Genomic DNA, 15,314 nt, shown 5'->3' on the forward strand with positions numbered 1-15,314 from the left:
GACGAATGAAGCTGTTTGCGATTTACATCGGCGGGGAGCACCCCGGCGCCAATATCGAGATGCACGATATGCGCTTCCTCGTCGCCCCCACGATCGAAGCGACGAAAGACGCCTTGCTGGCGCAGTGGTGGGGACGCGAAGGGACGTTGCACATCGATTGCTGGTCGGAGATTTCGCAGGCGGACGGCTATGAGGTCAGCCTGTCGCCTACGCCTTATGAGGGCAAGGAAAAGCTCTACTACGTCAATCTGGGCGGCTATGATGGGGTGGCGTTCGCCGAGCAGCACCGCAATGTTTTCGTCGTCGCCGACAGTCTGCCGGCGGCCAAGGCGCGGGCTATCAGACGGGCCAAGGGTTGGACGGACGCGCATCGCGACGAGATGTATGAGGCCGAACAGGCCTTTGCGCTGGACGACGTTGCAGGCGCCGAACGCCTGTATATCCACCTCGAGCCCAGCCTGATGAGCGGCGATCCGGACTTCACCTGCCGCTACATGCCGATCCGCTGATTAGGCCGTGGGGCGCTTCAGCATTGCCGCGCCGTAAAGTTTCGGCTCGAAGCCTTTGGTCCAGAAGACCTTGCCGAGGCCTCGGGCGCAGCGGTCGTACCTTTGAGCGCGGTTTGGGCGACGCAGGATGGCGGCGATCAGGGAAGTGACGCCCCAGACGCCGGTCTGGACCAGGCCGACCAGCATCCATTTGACGACGCCGGGCCAGTCGCGGCGGTCGGCGGCCATTTGGGTCGGGCTCTGGCCATAGGCGAAGGCGCGGGTCAGGGCGTAGGTCAGAGTGGCGCGGTGGGGCGGTGCGAACTCGTCCACCCATGCCTCGGCGGCCCAGCCGAACCGACCGCCGCGCGCCGACAGGGCGGTGAACAGCCGGTCGTCCTCGCCGCCCGTCTCGTTCATGGCGACGTCAAACGGGGCCTCGCCGGGCAGGGCGGTCGCCCGCACCATAAGACTGTTGCCGCAGCCGTGGATCTCGTCGGTCAGGCCGGTTTCGCGCGGGCCGTCGCGACCAAAGAACCGCTCGAGATAGTCGGTGGTCCAGCCGGTGTTTTCCGGCACCCGCCCGCGAATGGGGCCAAAGACGACATCGGCGCCGGTCTGGGTTTGGGCGCTCAGCAGGGCGGCGAGCCAGCTGGGAGAGGCGGCTTCGTCGTCGTCCAGAAAGGCGATCAGGGTCGCGTCGGTAGCGGACAGGCCCACGTTGCGCGCCGTCGCCACACCGGGGACGGGGACGTGGGCATAGGTGAGGGGGACGGCCGCCTCGGCGCTTAGGCGCTCAATCAGGGGCGCGGCCGATCCGTCTGGGTCGTTGTCGGCGACGACGATGGCGGCGACGCGGTGCAGAGATCCGGTCTGGGCGAAGACGGAGCGCAGAGCGCGCTCCAGGCTGTCGGGGCGGCGCAGGGTCGGGATGATGACGGCGACATCGCGCATGGTCATACGGCGTCCGCATAGACGGCGGCGCGGTAGAGCCTGAGCGCGAAGGCGCGGGCCTTGACCGGCAGGGCCGTCGTCAAGGCGGCCTGTTTCATCAGGCGGCGCGCCAGCGGCAGGGCGGGCAGGCGTTTCAGGGCGCGCGCGGCCTTGTAGCTGGGATAGGTCTGGACGATGGCGGGATGCAGAGCGACGACGCGGGCGAAGTTGTCGGCGCCCTGATCGAACTTGCGCGCCAGATCCTCGACCGTGTCCAGGCCCATATGGGTGGCGGGATTGTCGATGTGGACGACGGGAAAGCGGCGCGAGACGCGCATGGCCCACTCCACGTCCTCCCAGCCCCAACCGCTGAAACCGGGATCGAAGGATTCGGCGGCGAACACGTCGCGGCGCACCAGCAGATTGGAGGTGTAGACGTATTTTTCGGGCGTCAGGGCGCGCTGGGACGCCGGCAGGCATTCCGAGGCGCCGGACAGGGCGCGGTGGACGGTGAACCGGGCATCGGTCGGCGCATGGTCCAGCGAGAAACCGCCGAACGCGACGGCGGGCGCGCTGTCGGTGACCAGTCGCAGCCAGTCTTGCAGGAAGGCCGGCGTGTCGGGCCGCATGTCGCTGTCGAGGAACAGATAGGCCTCGCCGCGCGCGGCGGTGGTCAGCCGGTTGCGGCCCTTCGCGCGACCCTCGTTGGCGGCCAGGGTGATCAGCCGGACGGGCAGTCGCAGGGCGTCGATGGTCGCCTGAAGCCGAGTCGTCAGATCAGCGTCGGCGGTGCCGTCGTCCAGCAGGATCAGCTCGACCGCGCCGGACAGGGCCGTGGCCTCGCTGTCCAGCTGACGCAGCAGTTCTTGCGGATCGTCGCGCAGGAAGGGGATCAGGACCGAGATCGTCGGCGTCGCCTGAGACCAGGCGGCGTTGTCGTGAATATGGGCGCTCATGCCGGCACGCTCCGGCGCGCGCGGATCAGGCGCAGCAGCACATCACGCACCCCGGCGGCGTTCAGCGTCAGGGCCACGATGGCATAGACGAAGCCGCCCACGCTCGCGTCCATCATCAGCTCCAAGAAGCCGCCAAGCGGCGGCAGCAACCCGACGACTCCGGCCATGACGGCGGAGGCGATCCCGCAACGGATCAGCGCGTCCCACGGCATCGGCAGGGCGATGGCGCGGCGGCTGAGCAGGATGCAGGCGATCAGGCCGATGGCGAAGCTGGCGGCGGTCGAAACGGCCGCGCCGGTTACGCCCATGCGGGGGATCAGCACCAAGTTCAGCATGACGTTGCAAAGCGCAGGAATCGCCATCGTCACCAGCAGCAGGCCGGTCTTCTTGCCCAAGGTGAAGCCGAAGCCGAAGTAATAGGCGATCATGCCTGACAGGAAGGACGAGGCCGCGATCCACGGCGTCACCAGCGCAGCGGCGGCGCGCAGATCCTGGCCGATCATCAACTCCGCCAGCGGTCGCGCGACCAGCGACAGGCCCACGGCGGCAGGCAGGCCGATCAGGATCAGGGTCGAACCCTGTTCGATGGCGGTCTGACGCAGCGCCTCGCGTCCACCGCGCTCCAGCGCCATGACCATGGCCGGCGCCCCGGCCGCCCCCAGCCAGATGAAGATGACGTCCAGCGTCCGGTTCGCCAGGCTGTAGCTGGCGTGATAGGCGCCGACCGCCGCCGCATCCATGAAGGCTGCCAGCAGAAACCGGTCCGTCGAGGCCAGCACCAAGGCCAAGGTCAGCGACGCCGCAATGGGATAGCCATAGAGGGCATAGGCCTTCAGCCGCGTGCGATCCACGGTTCCGCCACCGGCCTGACGCAACTCGCCCGGCAGGATGAAGGGCAGGGCGAACAGGGGCGCGATGGCCAGACCCAGCAGGGGTGAGGCCGCGCCGGCGCCGGCCAGGGCGAACCCGGCCCCGACCAGGAACCCCAATACGGCGACCCCGATGTCCACGGCGGCGGATTTCGACACCTCGCCCGCCGCGCGATACCGTTCCTGCGCCAGCTTGGCGAGATTGCGCACCGGCGCGCCGGCCAGGCCGAAGGCGACGGCGATCTTGAACGCCGGCGTCAGCGGCGCCAGCCACACCACCAGGGCCGCGATCGGGGTGAAGACGGCGATGATGGTGAAGGACGTGCGGTACAGACTGGCGAGATGGGTCGCCATGCCCTCGGGCGTGCGCTCGGCCGCCCAGAAGCGCGCCATTGACGCCTCCAGCCAGGTGAAGGTGACGGTGTGGGCCAGGGTCGTCACCGAAAAGGCCAGGGCGTAATGGCCGAAATCGTCGGCGCTGAGCAGGCGCGTGAAGACGAAGATGGTCAGGAAACCGACGACCCCCTGGACGATCTGGGCCGGCAGATAGCCCCAGACGCCGCGCCAGAACATGCGCTTCTCGCTCAACGCACGGCCGCCCGGTCGCCCAGCAGGACGGGAATGGTGATGGCGATGACCCAGAGGTCCAGCCAGAAGGACTGGCGCTCGATATATTCGATGTCCAGCTGAACGCGCTCGCGCACCTGGGCCTCGGTATCGACCGGTCCACGCGAGCCCTTGATGGCGGCCCAGCCGGTCATGCCCGGCTTGATGCGGTGGCGGTGGGCGTATTCGGCGACCAGCAGGGCGGATTCGGTCTCGCCGGTCTTCATGCCGATGGCGTGGGGGCGGGGACCGACCAGGGACATCTCGCCCGAAAGGACGTTGAAGATTTGGGGCAGCTCATCCAGGCTGGTGGCGCGGATGAAGCGGCCGACACGGGTCACGCGGTCGTCGTCGGCGCAGACCTGGCGGCTGGCGGTGGCGTCGGCGGCGGCGTGGCGCATGGAGCGGAACTTCCACACCACGATGGTCTCGTGATTGAAGCCATGGCGGCGCTGGCGGAAGAAGACGGGGCCTGGGCTGTCCAGCTTCACCGCCAGTGCGACCAGGGCCATGATGGGCGCAGCAACCACCAGAGCGACGGCGCCGATCAGCAAATCCTGCATCCGCTTGTTGAAAGCTCGCCTGTCGGGATCGACGGGACCGTCCAGGGACGCAAGCGGCGCATTGGCCAACCTGTTCAGCACCCCGTCGCGACCCAGTTCCGAATCGACCAAGACCGTCAGCGGATTGGGCAGGGCGTTCAAGGTTTGCGTCAGGTCGCGCACGCGCTGGCCCGCCTCCGGATCGATGGCCAGGACGATGCGATCGACATAGGGCGTCAGCCGGTGGGTCAACAGGGCTTTGGCGGTCCCAAGCACAGGCACGCCGGCGACGCTGTCGGGCGACCGGGCCAAGCGGTCGTCGAACACGCCCAGCACATTCATGTCGCGTCGCTCCAACGCCTGTTCGATCAAACGTCGTGCGTGTCGTGTCGCGCCGACGATGACGATGTTGGGCGACAGCACGCCCAGCCGACGCCACCGCGCAATGACGACCAGCCACAGGCCGTGCAACAGCGCCAAGGCGGCTGTCGTCGTCACCGCCCAGGGCGCAATGACGTCCAGCGCCGGTCGGTCCAGCAGCCAACCCAGCACGAGCGCCACGCCGGCCGAGACGACTCCCACGCCCACAACGCCCGTCATGTGCAGAGGCCAGGGCGTGTCGCGTCCGAATCGATAAAGCTGAAGCGCGCGCATCAGAGCCAGGACAAGCATAGCGCCGACGACCACGGGCGCGGCGTCGCCGACCGTGATCGAGGCCAGACCTGTCGGCTGGATCGCCAGAACCGCGCTAAACGCCAATCCGCAGACCATCAGCACGTCGATCAGCCGGAAGTAATGCGCCGACAGGCGCACGGATGACCGCTCGCGCGCATTCAGCCAGATCTCCGGGCGGAACGGCCCGCGCGACGGCCGGCTCTTCAGCGGCGTGTCGGCGGCGAGACTGGCGGGACGGTCGAGCAACAGGCGATCCAGGAGCGAATGACGGCCGCGATTCTGCCGCTTCGGCCTCTATGTCGCGTTAACGTGGACGCTTTCTCTCGAACCGGATTGCGCGACGCATCAGCCTCCGCTATCGACGCCCTCGCAGGAGACGTGGCCGAGTGGCTGAAGGCAACGGTTTGCTAAATCGTCGTACCCCGTAAGGGGTACCGAGGGTTCGAATCCCTCCGTCTCCGCCATTCCTCTTAGAATATGGGCCGACAGCAGCCACCCGCCGCGCAAAGGGTCAGTTGGCTTCGCGCGTCATGTCGCCGTTGAAAACGACCACCGTGTACGACTAGCTGAAAAGACGCCACCAGGGCTTCCAGGGGGTCAGGTGGTGTTCGTGGTGGCGGCCGAAGTGGAAGCAGGTCAGCAGCGACAGGACCGGGCCGAAGGGGCTGGTGCGGGCGTTGTGATGGTCGGGGAAGGCTTCGTTGGTATGCCGGTGGGGCAGCCAGGTGCCGAAGGTGAACAACTGAAGCGCCGAGAGCAAGGCGGGCGCGGCCCAGAAGACCAGAAGATTGGGTGTGCGGGCGCCGAGGATCAGCACGGCGACAGCCACGAGCACCGTCAGAACGGCCAGTTCTCGCCAGCCGAAATAGGTGCGGAAGAAGCCGTAGAACCAGGGCAGGAAGGCGCGGGGGGCGTCGGCTTGAAAATCGGGATCGTCCGCCGTGCCGGGCGCCGCGTGATGGGCGTGGTGGGCCGTCTTCAAGGGCGCGAACCGAAAACCGGCGTAGAGGGCCAGCGCCAGGCTGCCGATCGCGGTGTTCAGCCGGGGGCGGCCCGGCGCCAGGGAGCCGTGCATGGCGTCGTGGGCGACGATGAACAGGCCCACGGACAGCCAGGTCTGGACGGCGACGATCAGCGGAACGGTCAGGACGCTCCAGATCGTCCAGCGATGAAAATAGACGCCGTAGATGTGCAGGATCAGCCAGGCCGCCGTGATCAGGCCAGCCAGCGTCAGGCCAATCAGGGCCTGGTTCGGGACGACCCGTGACATTGGCGTGACGGCGGACATGGCGCGACACTTAGCGCATCGCGGCCCTGTAAGCATCCTGTTCGCTTGCCGCATGCTTCGGCGCATGTCACCTGTCAGGAATGCAGGTCGACGCCTTTGACACTTCCGCGCCGGACCTTCTGCTGGTCGGCGGCGGTCTGGCCAATGGCCTGCTGGCGCTCCGGCTGTCGCAGTTGCGGCCCGAGCTGGACGTGCGAATCGTCGAGGCGGCGCAGACCCTGGGCGGGGTCCACACCTGGTCCTTTTTCGACAGCGACCTGACGCAGGATCAGCGCGACTGGATCGCGCCCCTGGTGGTGCATCGCTGGCCGGGATACGGCGTCCGTTTTCCCCAGTTCGAACGCGCGCTGTCGACGCCCTATTGCAGCGTCACGGCCGAACGGTTCGCGGCGGTGGTCGAGGCGGCCTTGCGCGGACGGATCATGCTGGGTGCGCCAGTCGCCTCAGTGTCGCCGACCGAGGCGGTGCTGGCTGATGGGCGGCGTCTGAGCGCCAAGACGGTGATCGATGGGCGCGGGCCGACCGCGACGCCGGATCTGGCGCTGGGGTTCCAGAAGTTCGTCGGGCTGGAGGTGCGGCTGGCGGCGCCGCATGGCCTGACCACGCCCATCGTCATGGACGCCTGCGTCGACCAGGCCGGGGGCTATCGGTTTCTCTACACCCTGCCGTTCGATGATCGCATTCTGCTGATCGAGGATACGCGTTACACCGATGGCGATGCGCTGGATCGCGCGGCGTTACGGCAGGGCGTGCTGGATTACGCCCGCGGGCACGGCTGGGAGATCGAGACGGTCTTGCGCGAGGAGGACGGCGTCCTGCCCGTGGCGCTCGACGGGGACATCGGCGCGCATTTGTCGCGGATGGGGCCGACGGCGCTCAGCGGCCTGCGCGCCGGGCTGTTTCACCCGACCACCGGCTATTCCCTGCCGGACGCGGTGCGCCTGGCCGACCGGCTGGCGCGGGATTTCGAGCCGGCGACGGTCGCCGTAGCCATCCGCCGCCATGCGCATGACGTATGGGCCGGACGAGGCTTTTATCGGTTGCTGAACCGGATGCTATTCCGTGCGGCGCGGCCCGATGAGCGATACAAGGTGCTGGAGCGGTTCTATCGCCTGCCCCAGCCTTTGGTCGAACGCTTCTACGCCGCTGGATCCACACTCGCCGACAAGGCACGGATCCTGAGCGGAAAACCCCCGGTGCCGATCGGCGCCGCACTGACCTGTCTGGTCGAAAAAGGACGTGCGTGATGCGGGCTGCTGTAATCGGATCGGGCTTCGGAGGCTTGTCGCTGGCCATACGGCTGCAGTCGGCGGGCATTCAGACCACGGTGTTCGAGGCCCGCGATCTGGAGGGCGGCCGGGCCTATGTGTTCAAGGACAAGGGCTATACCTTTGACGCCGGTCCCACCGTCATCACCGACCCGTCGGCGCTGGAGGAATTGTTCGAGGCCAGCGGGCGCAAGCTGTCGGATTATGTCGAGCTGCTGCCGGTGGCGCCCTTCTATCGACTGTGCTGGGAAGACGGCGACGTCTTTGACTACGTCAACGATCAGGATGAGCTGGACCGCCAGATCGTGGCGCGCAATCCGGCCGACAAAGAAGGCTATCGCAAGTTCCTGGCCTATTCGCAGGACCTGCTGAAGGAAGGCTATCTGAAGCTGGGAGCCGTGCCGTTCCTGGACTTCGCCAGCATGGTGAAGGCGGCGCCGGAGCTGATGCGGCTTCAGGCCTGGCGATCGGTCTATGACAAGGTCGCCAGCTACATTCAGGACGAGCACCTGCGTCAGGCGTTCAGCTTCCACTCCCTCCTGGTCGGCGGAAATCCGTTCGCGACCTCGTCGATCTATGCCTTGATCCATGCGCTGGAGCGGCGCTGGGGCGTGTGGTTCCCGCGTGGCGGCACCGGCGCCCTGATCCAGGCCATGGTGCGTCTGCTCAAGGATCTGGGCGGGGAAGTCCGACTGAACAGTCCGGTCGAGCGGATCACCATGGCGAACGGTCGTGCGACCGGCGTGGTGGTGAACGGCGAGACGCTGGCCTTCGACATGGTCGCGTCCAACGCCGACGTGGTGCACACCTATCAGCGCCTGTTAGGTCAGGAACCACGCGGTCAGAAGGAAGGCGCCAAGCTGGCGTCGCGGCGTCACTCCATGTCGCTGTTCGTCATCTATTTCGGCCTGAAGCGGGTTCACCCGGAGGTGCGCCACCACACGGTGCTGTTCGGGCCGCGCTATCGCGAACTGATCGCCGAAATCTTCAAGGGGCCGGATCTGCCCGACGACTTCTCGCTGTATCTGCATGCGCCGACGCGGACCGATCCGTCACTGGCCCCGGAAGGCTGCGACGCCTTCTATGTGCTGGCGCCCGTGCCGCATCTGGCCTCTGCGGATATCGACTGGGAGGTCGAGGGGCCGCGCTATCGCGACCGGATTCTGGCCTATCTGGAAGAACGCTACATCCCCGGCCTGACGGCGGACCTGGATACCTGCCGCATCTTCACGCCGGTCGATTTCCGCGACCAGCTGAACGCCCACCAGGGTTCGGCCTTCTCGCTGGAGCCGATCCTCACTCAGAGCGCCTGGTTCCGGGTGCATAACCGCGACGACCAGATTCCCAACCTGTATTTCGTGGGCGCCGGCACCCATCCCGGCGCGGGCGTGCCGGGCGTGGTCGGATCGGCCAAGGCCACCGCCGCCCTGATGATCGAGGACGCGAGGCAGCCGGCATGACCGACGCCGTCCTGGATCACAGCCGCCAGTCGATGGAGCAGGGGTCCAAGAGCTTCGCCGCCGCCGCGCGCCTGTTCCCGGCGGCGATCCGGGACGACGCCTGGATGCTGTATTCCTGGTGCCGGCATTGCGACGACGAGATCGACGGCCAGGTGCTGGGCCACGGCGCGGTCGGCATCGATCCGGTGCTGGCCGGCGAGAAGCTGGACGAACTCCGTTTGCGCACCGCCGCAGCCCTGGCCGGAGAGCCGCAGACGGACCCGGTCTTCACCGCCTTCCAGCGCGTGGCCATGCGTCACGGCATTCCTGCCGACGAGGCGATGGACCTGTTGCAAGGGTTCGAGATGGACGTGGTCGGCCGGCGTTACGATACGCTGGAGGACACGCTGGACTATGCCTATCACGTCGCCGGCGTCGTCGGGGTGATGATGGCGCGGATCATGGGGGTGGACGATGCGCCGACCCTGCGTCGCGCACAGGACCTGGGGCTGGCGTTCCAGCTGACGAACATCGCCCGCGACGTGGTCGAGGATGCGAAGGGCGGGCGCGTCTATCTGCCCGGCGCCTGGCTGGATGAGGCGGGCGTGCCGCGCGATCAGGTCGATCAGCCCCAGCACCGCGCCGCTGTGGCCCGGACGGCGCAGCGTCTGGTGGCGGCGGCCGAGCCCTTCTACGCCTCTGCGCGGTGGGGTTTGCGCGATCTGAACCCGCGTTCGGCCTGGGCCATCGCGACGGCGCGCGGCGTCTATCGTTCGATCGGCCGCCATGTGTCGCGCGCCGGCGTGACCGCCTGGGACGGACGGACGTCGGTCGACAAGGCTGGCAAGCTGATGCTGCTGGGGCGGGGCGGTCTGATCGCCCTGTGGTGCAAGACGCTGGATGCCTGGCGCGAGCCGCCGCCGCGCCCGGCCTTGTGGACGCACGTCTGACGATCAGCGAGCCGCGCGCCGCCTCTCCAACATCAGGGCGACCGCAAGGCCCCCTGCGCCCAGACCGGCCATGACCGCCCAGGCGGCGATGACGGTCGAGGTGAACTCACCGCGCCAGATCACGGCCTGATAGGCCTCGATGGCCCAGGCGTGGGGCGTGATCCAGCCGAGGTCGCGGAAGGCCTCGGGCATCAAAAAGCGCGGCGCCATCGATCCGCCCAGAGCGGCCAGAAGCAGGACCACGAAGGTCGTCAGCGGTTGGGCTTGCTCGCGCGATCGACACGCCGCCGTCAGAGCCAGGGCCAGGCCGGCGGCGCAGCAACCGACCGCCAAGGCAGTGACCGTCGCCGCCGCCATCTGCCAGGGCTCCAGGGCGGGCAGCTTGACCCAGGCCGCGACGAAGACCGTCGCCGACTGCATCACGCCGACCGCCGTCAGCCAGACGGCCCGCCCGCCAAGGATAGGCGCGAGGCTGCCGCGGGCCAGGGCCAGGCGTGATTGGAGGCCGGATCGCCGCTCGTCCAGCCCACCCATGGCCCCATGCATGGCGGCGAAAAAGACGAACATGACGCTGACCGCGCCCGCATAATAGGTCGCCTGCACATCACCCTGGGGACCGATCTGCAGGGTCTGAACGCGCGGTGCGGGTCGTGCGCCCTGACCCGACAGGGCGGCGGCCATCGGCTCCAGCCGCGCCTGAAGCGCCGATGCCGCCACGTCGCGGCCGGCGGCGGAAACGATCACCAGCTTCGGCGGTCCCTGCGTCGAGGGACGGATCAGTATGCCCGCGTCGGCGCGACCGTCGATGACGGCGCGGTCGAAGGCCTCGCGATCTTCGACAATGCGAAGACGATCGCCCATGTCCTTCGACACAGCCTCGCGGATCGCCGCCGTCGCGGGCGTGCGCGACGCGTCATGCAGGACGACTGTGGTGTCTATGTCGCCCCGTGCGCCCGCGCCGAAGATCGCCGCGAACAAAAGATAGACCAGGGGCGGCAAAAGCAGGGTCAGGATCACACCTGCGCGGTCGCGCCAAAATCCTCTCGCCCAGGCGCCCGCCACGGCCATCATGACGGAGCCTGCGATAAATGTGCGACCAGATCGTCCAGGCCGGGGCGGCGCACGGCGACCTCGCCATCCTCGCCATCGACGACAGCGGCCAGCATCTGGGCGATGGCCAGCGCGTCCTCGCAGAGCCGACGCCACTCCAGCCCATCCTCGGACGCGGTCAGCCCCGCCTGGGCGAACCATTGGGCAGCAGGGTCCGACGCCGGTCGGGTCAGGCGAATGCTGAGCAGCCGGGCTGAGCCAAACGCGCGATGAAGCAGGGCGTTCGGGGCGCCTTCGGCCAGCAGACGCCCCTGCGCCAGGACACCGATCCGGTCGGCCGTATCGGCGACGAAGACGGCGTCATGGCTGATCAGAAGGCAGCCGGCGCCGGCCTTTGCGGTTTCGCGCAGGGCGACGGACAGGACGCCGCGGGTCGCCGCATCCACCCCTTCCGTCGGTTCGTCGGCGATCAGCAGCCGCGGGCGCCCGACCAGGGCGGCGCTGAGGTTGGCGCGCCGTTTCCAGCCGCCGGACAGGGTGCGCACCGGCTGGTCCGCGCGCGGGCCGCACCCGGTCAGGTCGAGCGCGCGGTTCACCGCCGCGCCGCGATCCCGCTTGGGTACGCCGCACAGGCGCGCCGTGACATCGACGTTCTCGCGCGGCGACAGGGCCGGGAACAGGGCGCTGTCCTGCGGCGCCAGCCCGATGCGCCCGCGTGGTCCGCCGCCTTCGCCCAGGACGACGCGCCCGCGCCGCGCGGGCAGCAGACCCGAAGCGACACGCGCCACCGTGGACTTGCCCGCACCATTCGCCCCCAGCAGGGCATAGACTTCGCCCGGAGCGATGCTCAGGCTGAAGTCGCTCAGCACGGATCGGCCGTCATAGCCCGCATGGATCCCGCTCAGCGACAGGGCCGGCGCGACGTCAGACCCCAAGTTCGGCCTGCTGGAAAAGGTCCAGGACATACAGGGCCAGGGGGCTGTCATGGCCGACCGCCTCGACCGCCTTGGTCAAGGATTGCCGCACCGCCGCGCGGGTCCGGCATTCACCCCACAGATCGACGAAGGTGGTGGTGTCGTCGTCCTGGCCCACGTCCTTGCCGACCGCATCGACGGTCGAACAGACATCCAGCAGATCGTCGCAAAGCTGGAAGGCGAAGCCGATCGCCTCGCCGAAAATCGACAGCCGCGCCAGATCCTGTGCATCGCCCCCGCCGAGCAGGCCGCCGCCGCGCACGGTGGCCACGAACAGGGCGCCGGTTTTCAGATCGTTGATCTGGCGCAGGGCGGTTTCGTCGCGATCCCTTGCGTCGTCGCGCAGGTCGCGCATCTGACCCTCGGACAGACCATCAAAGCCGATCGCCTGCGTCAAAAGGTCCAAGGCCGCCAGACGCGTTTCCGCCGGCGCAGGCGTCTGCAGCACCAGACGCGTCGCCTGGTTCAGCAGGGCCACGGCCGCCAGCACGGCAGTATCCTCCCCATGGCGACGGTGCAGGGTCGGTTGGCCCCGACGCAGCGAGGCGTCGTCCATGCATGGCAGATCGTCCAAAACCAGCGACGCGGCATGGACCATTTCCAGGGCGCAGGCGTAGTCCAAGGCGTCTTCCGGCTCGCCGCCGACATGCGCCGCCGCCAGCATGGCCAGCACCGGCCGGACGCGTTTTCCCTGTCCCAGCAAGGCTTCGCGGGCGGCCGTGGACAACAGGCCGTCATGCGCCGGGGCGACCTCGGCCAGACGCGCCTGAACCTGCAGACGCAGATCGTCGGGGTCGCAGGATGCGCCCGCCAGAGGCGGTTGGCGCCGGATGCCGACGATGGCCATACAGATCTCCCATAGTCGCCGACGTCGCGTTGCGACCACGCGCCGAACCCTTATGATGCCATACGGCATCACGACCGCGTCGGATGCAACCCGCCAGGAGCCGTTTGCGATGTCCACCGACGCCGATGCCTTGATCCGGCGCAAGGACGAACACATCGACCATGTGCGGGCCGGTCGGGGCGTCAGCCAGACGACATCGGGTCTGGACGCCGTCCGTTTTGTTCACGACGCCCTGCCGGATATCGATCACGACGCCATCGATCTGGCGACGCGCTTTCTGGGGCGACCGGTCGCCTTGCCGTTCCTGATCAGTTCGATGACCGGCGGGCCGTCGCGGGCCGAGGCGATCAATGCGCGTCTGGCCGAGGCCGCCCAGGCTCTAGGCGTCGTTCTGGCGGTCGGCTCGCAGCGCGTCGCGCTGGAGACGAAGGGCGGTTTGGGCCTGGGGCTGGATCTGCGACGCCGGGCCCCCGATGCGATGATCCTGGCCAATCTGGGCGCCGTGCAGTTCGCCTTGGGTTATGGCGTCGACGAGGCGCGTCGGGCCATGGAGATGATCGGCGCCGACGCCCTGATCCTGCATCTCAACCCATTGCAGGAGGGCGTTCAGCCCGAGGGCGATCGCGATTGGCGCGGCGTGGCGAGAGGCATCGAGCAGGTTGCGGCGGTCTTCCCGGGCCGTCTGATCGTCAAGGAGACGGGCGCCGGCCTGTCGGGCGCGGTGGCGCGTCGCCTGGCGGACATGGGCGTCGCCGCACTGGACGTCGCCGGGGCGGGCGGCACCAACTGGGGCCTGATCGAGGGTGCGCGAGCCACGGGCGGTCGCGCGGAAGCACTGGCCGCGCCCTTCGCCGGCTGGGGCGTACCGACGGCGCGCAGCCTGGCAGACTGCGCCCAAGGCGCGCCGGAACTGGATCTGATCGGGTCGGGCGGCATCCGTGACGGTTTGGATGCGGCGCGCGCGATCCGGCTGGGCGCCTGTCTGGTCGGCCAGGCGGCGGGCGTGCTCGAGGCGGCGCTGACGTCGACCGAGGCCGTGGTGGATCATCTGGATCTGATGGCGGCCCAACTGCGGCTGACCTGCTTCTGCACCGGATCGGCGGACCTTGCCGCCCTGGCTCAGGCGCCGTTGCTGGAAGCGCCGCGTTTCTGAGACAGTTCGGCCTTCAGCGCGCGCGCCGAACGCACCCACAGGAAGCCGAACGACACGCAACCCTCGCGCGTCCGCACTGCGTGGTGGAGCCGGTGGGCTTGAATGCGTCGCGTCCAGAACCCCGAGCGCCCAACGATTCCCGTTGGAAACCGGCGATGCACCAGTCCGTCGTGAAAGAAGAAATAGATCAGTCCATAGGCTGTGACACCCAGGCCGATCGGCAGCGCCCAGGGCCAGACGTGCAGCCCGAGCGCCACAAAGACGATGGCCGGGGCGGCGAACACCACGGCGAACAGGTCGTTCTTTTCCAGCACGTCGTCGTGCGGCTCATGATGGCTGCGGTGCCAGGTCCACAGCAGGCCATGCATGACATAGCGATGCATCGCCCAGGCGAAGACCTCCATCCCCAGGAAGGTGGCGAGGAACAGCAGGATCATCGTCGGCCAGGACATGACCCATCATAGGCGCTTTGCGGCCTGCGCGTCACGACTTGACCCGGCGCGACGTTTCGCCGTCTGTGCGCCCATGTTGAAGGATCTGGTCGTCACCACCCTTGCGCTCAGCCTGATCATCGGCGTGCGCTATCTGCTGGTCGGTGTCGTGACCCATGGCTTGCTGTGGGGCGGACCGGGACGGGGGCGTCAGCTGAACCACAGGCCGCCGGCGGCGAAACGAATCCGCGCTGAAGTCATCGCGTCCCTGATCGCCTGCCCGATCTACGCCTTGCCGGCCGCATTCGTCATCGAACTCTGGAAGCGCGGCGGCACGGCGATCTACGACGATATCCATGCCTGGCCGCTGTGGTGGCTGCCCGCCAGCTTCATCGTCTATATGCTGGCCCACGACGCCTTCTACTATTGGGTCCACCGCGGACTGCACCATCCGCGCATCTTCCCCTGGGCCCATGCCGAGCATCATCGGTCGCGCGACCCCAGCGCCTTCGCCTCCTTCGCCTTCGATCCGGCCGAGGCCATCGCAACCGCCTGGTTCCTGCCGGCCCTGACCCTCTTCATCCCGATTCACTGGGGCGTGGCGCTGGCGCTGCTGACCCTGATGACCGCAACCGCCGTGTTGAACCACGCCGGACGCGAAGTCTGGCCCGCGTCCTGGCTGAAACGCGCCCCGCTACGCTGGATGATCACCGCCACCCACCACGACGCGCACCACAAACGCTTCAACGGCAACTACGGCCTGTATTTCCAGATGTGGGATCGATGGGCAGGCAGCGAGATTTCGTCCGCTCGGCGGAGAAACGAGGGGACGCCACCGCTTTGAT

Annotated in this window: 14 protein-coding genes, 1 tRNA gene and 1 pseudogene; 7 read left to right on the forward strand and 9 right to left on the reverse strand. The window is 68.1% G+C overall.

Translation table 11 applies throughout. The features are described from left to right. The first annotated feature begins 5 nt into the window (after nucleotides 1-5). The gene (locus ABIB58_RS00475; protein ID WP_045811615.1) at nucleotides 6-509 is read left to right on the forward strand and encodes a DUF1543 domain-containing protein; all 504 of its coding nucleotides are present in this window, start codon (nucleotides 6-8) and stop codon (nucleotides 507-509) included. Here the strand turns inward: ABIB58_RS00475 and ABIB58_RS00480 are convergent, their stop codons facing one another. The 4 genes from ABIB58_RS00480 to ABIB58_RS00495 are packed head-to-tail and all read right to left on the reverse strand — an operon-like array spanning nucleotide 510 to nucleotide 5,315. Beyond that, entirely contained in the window at nucleotides 510-1,448 is a 939-nt protein-coding gene (locus tag ABIB58_RS00480) for a glycosyltransferase family 2 protein (protein ID WP_231576685.1), read from the reverse strand. Next, a complete protein-coding gene (locus ABIB58_RS00485; protein WP_185223998.1) occupies nucleotides 1,445-2,377 on the reverse strand; it encodes a glycosyltransferase family 2 protein in 933 nt (310 codons plus the stop codon). Before ABIB58_RS00485 ends, ABIB58_RS00480 begins: the two co-directional genes overlap by 4 nt. Then, entirely contained in the window at nucleotides 2,374-3,819 is a 1,446-nt protein-coding gene (locus ABIB58_RS00490) for an oligosaccharide flippase family protein (protein WP_045811618.1), read from the reverse strand. Before ABIB58_RS00490 ends, ABIB58_RS00485 begins: the two co-directional genes overlap by 4 nt. An 11-nt stretch (nucleotides 3,820-3,830) precedes the next feature. Continuing rightward, entirely contained in the window at nucleotides 3,831-5,315 is a 1,485-nt protein-coding gene (locus ABIB58_RS00495) for an exopolysaccharide biosynthesis polyprenyl glycosylphosphotransferase (protein WP_354038511.1), read from the reverse strand. A gap of 126 nt (nucleotides 5,316-5,441) precedes the next feature. Between ABIB58_RS00495 and ABIB58_RS00500 the strand changes: the two genes are divergently transcribed. Continuing rightward, nucleotides 5,442-5,533, forward strand: a tRNA-Ser gene (locus tag ABIB58_RS00500). A 98-nt stretch (nucleotides 5,534-5,631) separates the two neighbouring features. On the opposite strand, the gene ABIB58_RS00505 is transcribed toward ABIB58_RS00500, so the two are convergent. Then, nucleotides 5,632-6,357, reverse strand: a complete 726-nt coding sequence (locus ABIB58_RS00505) for a fatty acid desaturase (protein WP_354038514.1) — start codon at nucleotides 6,355-6,357, stop codon at nucleotides 5,632-5,634. Between the two features lie 80 nt (nucleotides 6,358-6,437). Between ABIB58_RS00505 and crtY the strand changes: the two genes are divergently transcribed. Genes crtY through ABIB58_RS00520 form a run of 3 tightly spaced genes read left to right on the forward strand, consistent with a single transcriptional unit; the run spans nucleotide 6,438 to nucleotide 10,014 of the window. After that, complete coding sequence (gene crtY, locus ABIB58_RS00510) at nucleotides 6,438-7,604, forward strand: lycopene beta-cyclase CrtY (protein ID WP_354038516.1); 1,167 nt, start codon at nucleotides 6,438-6,440, stop codon at nucleotides 7,602-7,604. Further along, the gene (locus ABIB58_RS00515; protein ID WP_055754144.1) at nucleotides 7,604-9,085 is read left to right on the forward strand and encodes a phytoene desaturase; all 1,482 of its coding nucleotides are present in this window, start codon (nucleotides 7,604-7,606) and stop codon (nucleotides 9,083-9,085) included. Before crtY ends, ABIB58_RS00515 begins: the two co-directional genes overlap by 1 nt. Then, nucleotides 9,082-10,014 carry a phytoene/squalene synthase family protein gene (locus ABIB58_RS00520; protein ID WP_295205240.1) on the forward strand — a complete coding sequence of 311 codons (933 nt, stop codon included), beginning with the start codon at nucleotides 9,082-9,084 and terminating at the stop codon, nucleotides 10,012-10,014. Before ABIB58_RS00515 ends, ABIB58_RS00520 begins: the two co-directional genes overlap by 4 nt. A gap of 3 nt (nucleotides 10,015-10,017) precedes the next feature. Here ABIB58_RS00520 and ABIB58_RS00525 read toward each other — a convergent pair whose 3' ends face one another. The 3 genes from ABIB58_RS00525 to ABIB58_RS00535 are packed head-to-tail and all read right to left on the reverse strand — an operon-like array spanning nucleotide 10,018 to nucleotide 12,885. After that, entirely contained in the window at nucleotides 10,018-11,085 is a 1,068-nt protein-coding gene (locus tag ABIB58_RS00525) for an ABC transporter permease (protein ID WP_354038519.1), read from the reverse strand. After that, nucleotides 11,082-11,999 (reverse strand): ABC transporter ATP-binding protein, encoded by a 918-nt coding sequence (locus tag ABIB58_RS00530; protein ID WP_354038521.1) that lies wholly within the window; start codon nucleotides 11,997-11,999, stop codon nucleotides 11,082-11,084. The genes ABIB58_RS00525 and ABIB58_RS00530 overlap by 4 nt, the downstream gene beginning before the upstream one ends. After that, nucleotides 11,989-12,885: a polyprenyl synthetase family protein gene (locus tag ABIB58_RS00535; protein WP_354038523.1), complete on the reverse strand. Its 897-nt coding sequence runs from the start codon at nucleotides 12,883-12,885 to the stop codon at nucleotides 11,989-11,991. Before ABIB58_RS00535 ends, ABIB58_RS00530 begins: the two co-directional genes overlap by 11 nt. A 109-nt stretch (nucleotides 12,886-12,994) precedes the next feature. Here ABIB58_RS00535 and fni point away from each other — a divergent pair. Continuing rightward, nucleotides 12,995-13,960, forward strand: a pseudogene (gene fni / locus ABIB58_RS00540) (type 2 isopentenyl-diphosphate Delta-isomerase); the annotation flags it as partial. A gap of 44 nt (nucleotides 13,961-14,004) precedes the next feature. Here fni and ABIB58_RS00545 read toward each other — a convergent pair. After that, nucleotides 14,005-14,490, reverse strand: coding sequence for a sterol desaturase family protein (locus ABIB58_RS00545; protein ID WP_295205225.1), 486 nt, complete (start codon nucleotides 14,488-14,490; stop codon nucleotides 14,005-14,007). On the opposite strand from ABIB58_RS00545, the gene ABIB58_RS00550 reads away from it, so the two are divergent. Continuing rightward, on the forward strand, nucleotides 14,489-15,313 hold the full coding sequence (locus ABIB58_RS00550) for a sterol desaturase family protein (protein WP_354038526.1): 825 nt from the start codon (nucleotides 14,489-14,491) through the stop codon (nucleotides 15,311-15,313). The two genes, ABIB58_RS00545 and ABIB58_RS00550, sit on opposite strands and share 2 nt — an antisense overlap. The last annotated feature ends 1 nt before the right edge of the window (nucleotide 15,314 follow it).

The sequence above is a fragment of the Brevundimonas sp. UYEF29 genome (assembly GCF_040546195.1).
Taxonomy (GTDB): Bacteria; Pseudomonadota; Alphaproteobacteria; order Caulobacterales; family Caulobacteraceae; genus Brevundimonas; species Brevundimonas huaxiensis.

What these genes read in the sequence shown, in the direction of transcription:
- ABIB58_RS00525 (WP_354038519.1), bottom strand. Translation starts at nt 11,085, where the DNA reads ATGATGGCCGTGGCGGGCGCCTGGGCGAGAGGATTTTGGCGCGACCGC.
- ABIB58_RS00535 (WP_354038523.1), bottom strand. Translation starts at nt 12,885, where the DNA reads ATGGCCATCGTCGGCATCCGGCGCCAACCGCCTCTGGCGGGCGCATCC.
- ABIB58_RS00480 (WP_231576685.1), bottom strand. Translation starts at nt 1,448, where the DNA reads ATGACCATGCGCGATGTCGCCGTCATCATCCCGACCCTGCGCCGCCCC.
- ABIB58_RS00490 (WP_045811618.1), bottom strand. Translation starts at nt 3,819, where the DNA reads ATGTTCTGGCGCGGCGTCTGGGGCTATCTGCCGGCCCAGATCGTCCAG.
- ABIB58_RS00520 (WP_295205240.1), top strand. Translation starts at nt 9,082, where the DNA reads ATGACCGACGCCGTCCTGGATCACAGCCGCCAGTCGATGGAGCAGGGG.
- ABIB58_RS00545 (WP_295205225.1), bottom strand. Translation starts at nt 14,490, where the DNA reads ATGTCCTGGCCGACGATGATCCTGCTGTTCCTCGCCACCTTCCTGGGG.
- ABIB58_RS00515 (WP_055754144.1), top strand. Translation starts at nt 7,604, where the DNA reads ATGCGGGCTGCTGTAATCGGATCGGGCTTCGGAGGCTTGTCGCTGGCC.
- ABIB58_RS00550 (WP_354038526.1), top strand. Translation starts at nt 14,489, where the DNA reads ATGACCCATCATAGGCGCTTTGCGGCCTGCGCGTCACGACTTGACCCG.
- ABIB58_RS00505 (WP_354038514.1), bottom strand. Translation starts at nt 6,357, where the DNA reads ATGTCCGCCGTCACGCCAATGTCACGGGTCGTCCCGAACCAGGCCCTG.
- crtY (WP_354038516.1), top strand. Translation starts at nt 6,438, where the DNA reads ATGCAGGTCGACGCCTTTGACACTTCCGCGCCGGACCTTCTGCTGGTC.
- ABIB58_RS00475 (WP_045811615.1), top strand. Translation starts at nt 6, where the DNA reads ATGAAGCTGTTTGCGATTTACATCGGCGGGGAGCACCCCGGCGCCAAT.
- ABIB58_RS00485 (WP_185223998.1), bottom strand. Translation starts at nt 2,377, where the DNA reads ATGAGCGCCCATATTCACGACAACGCCGCCTGGTCTCAGGCGACGCCG.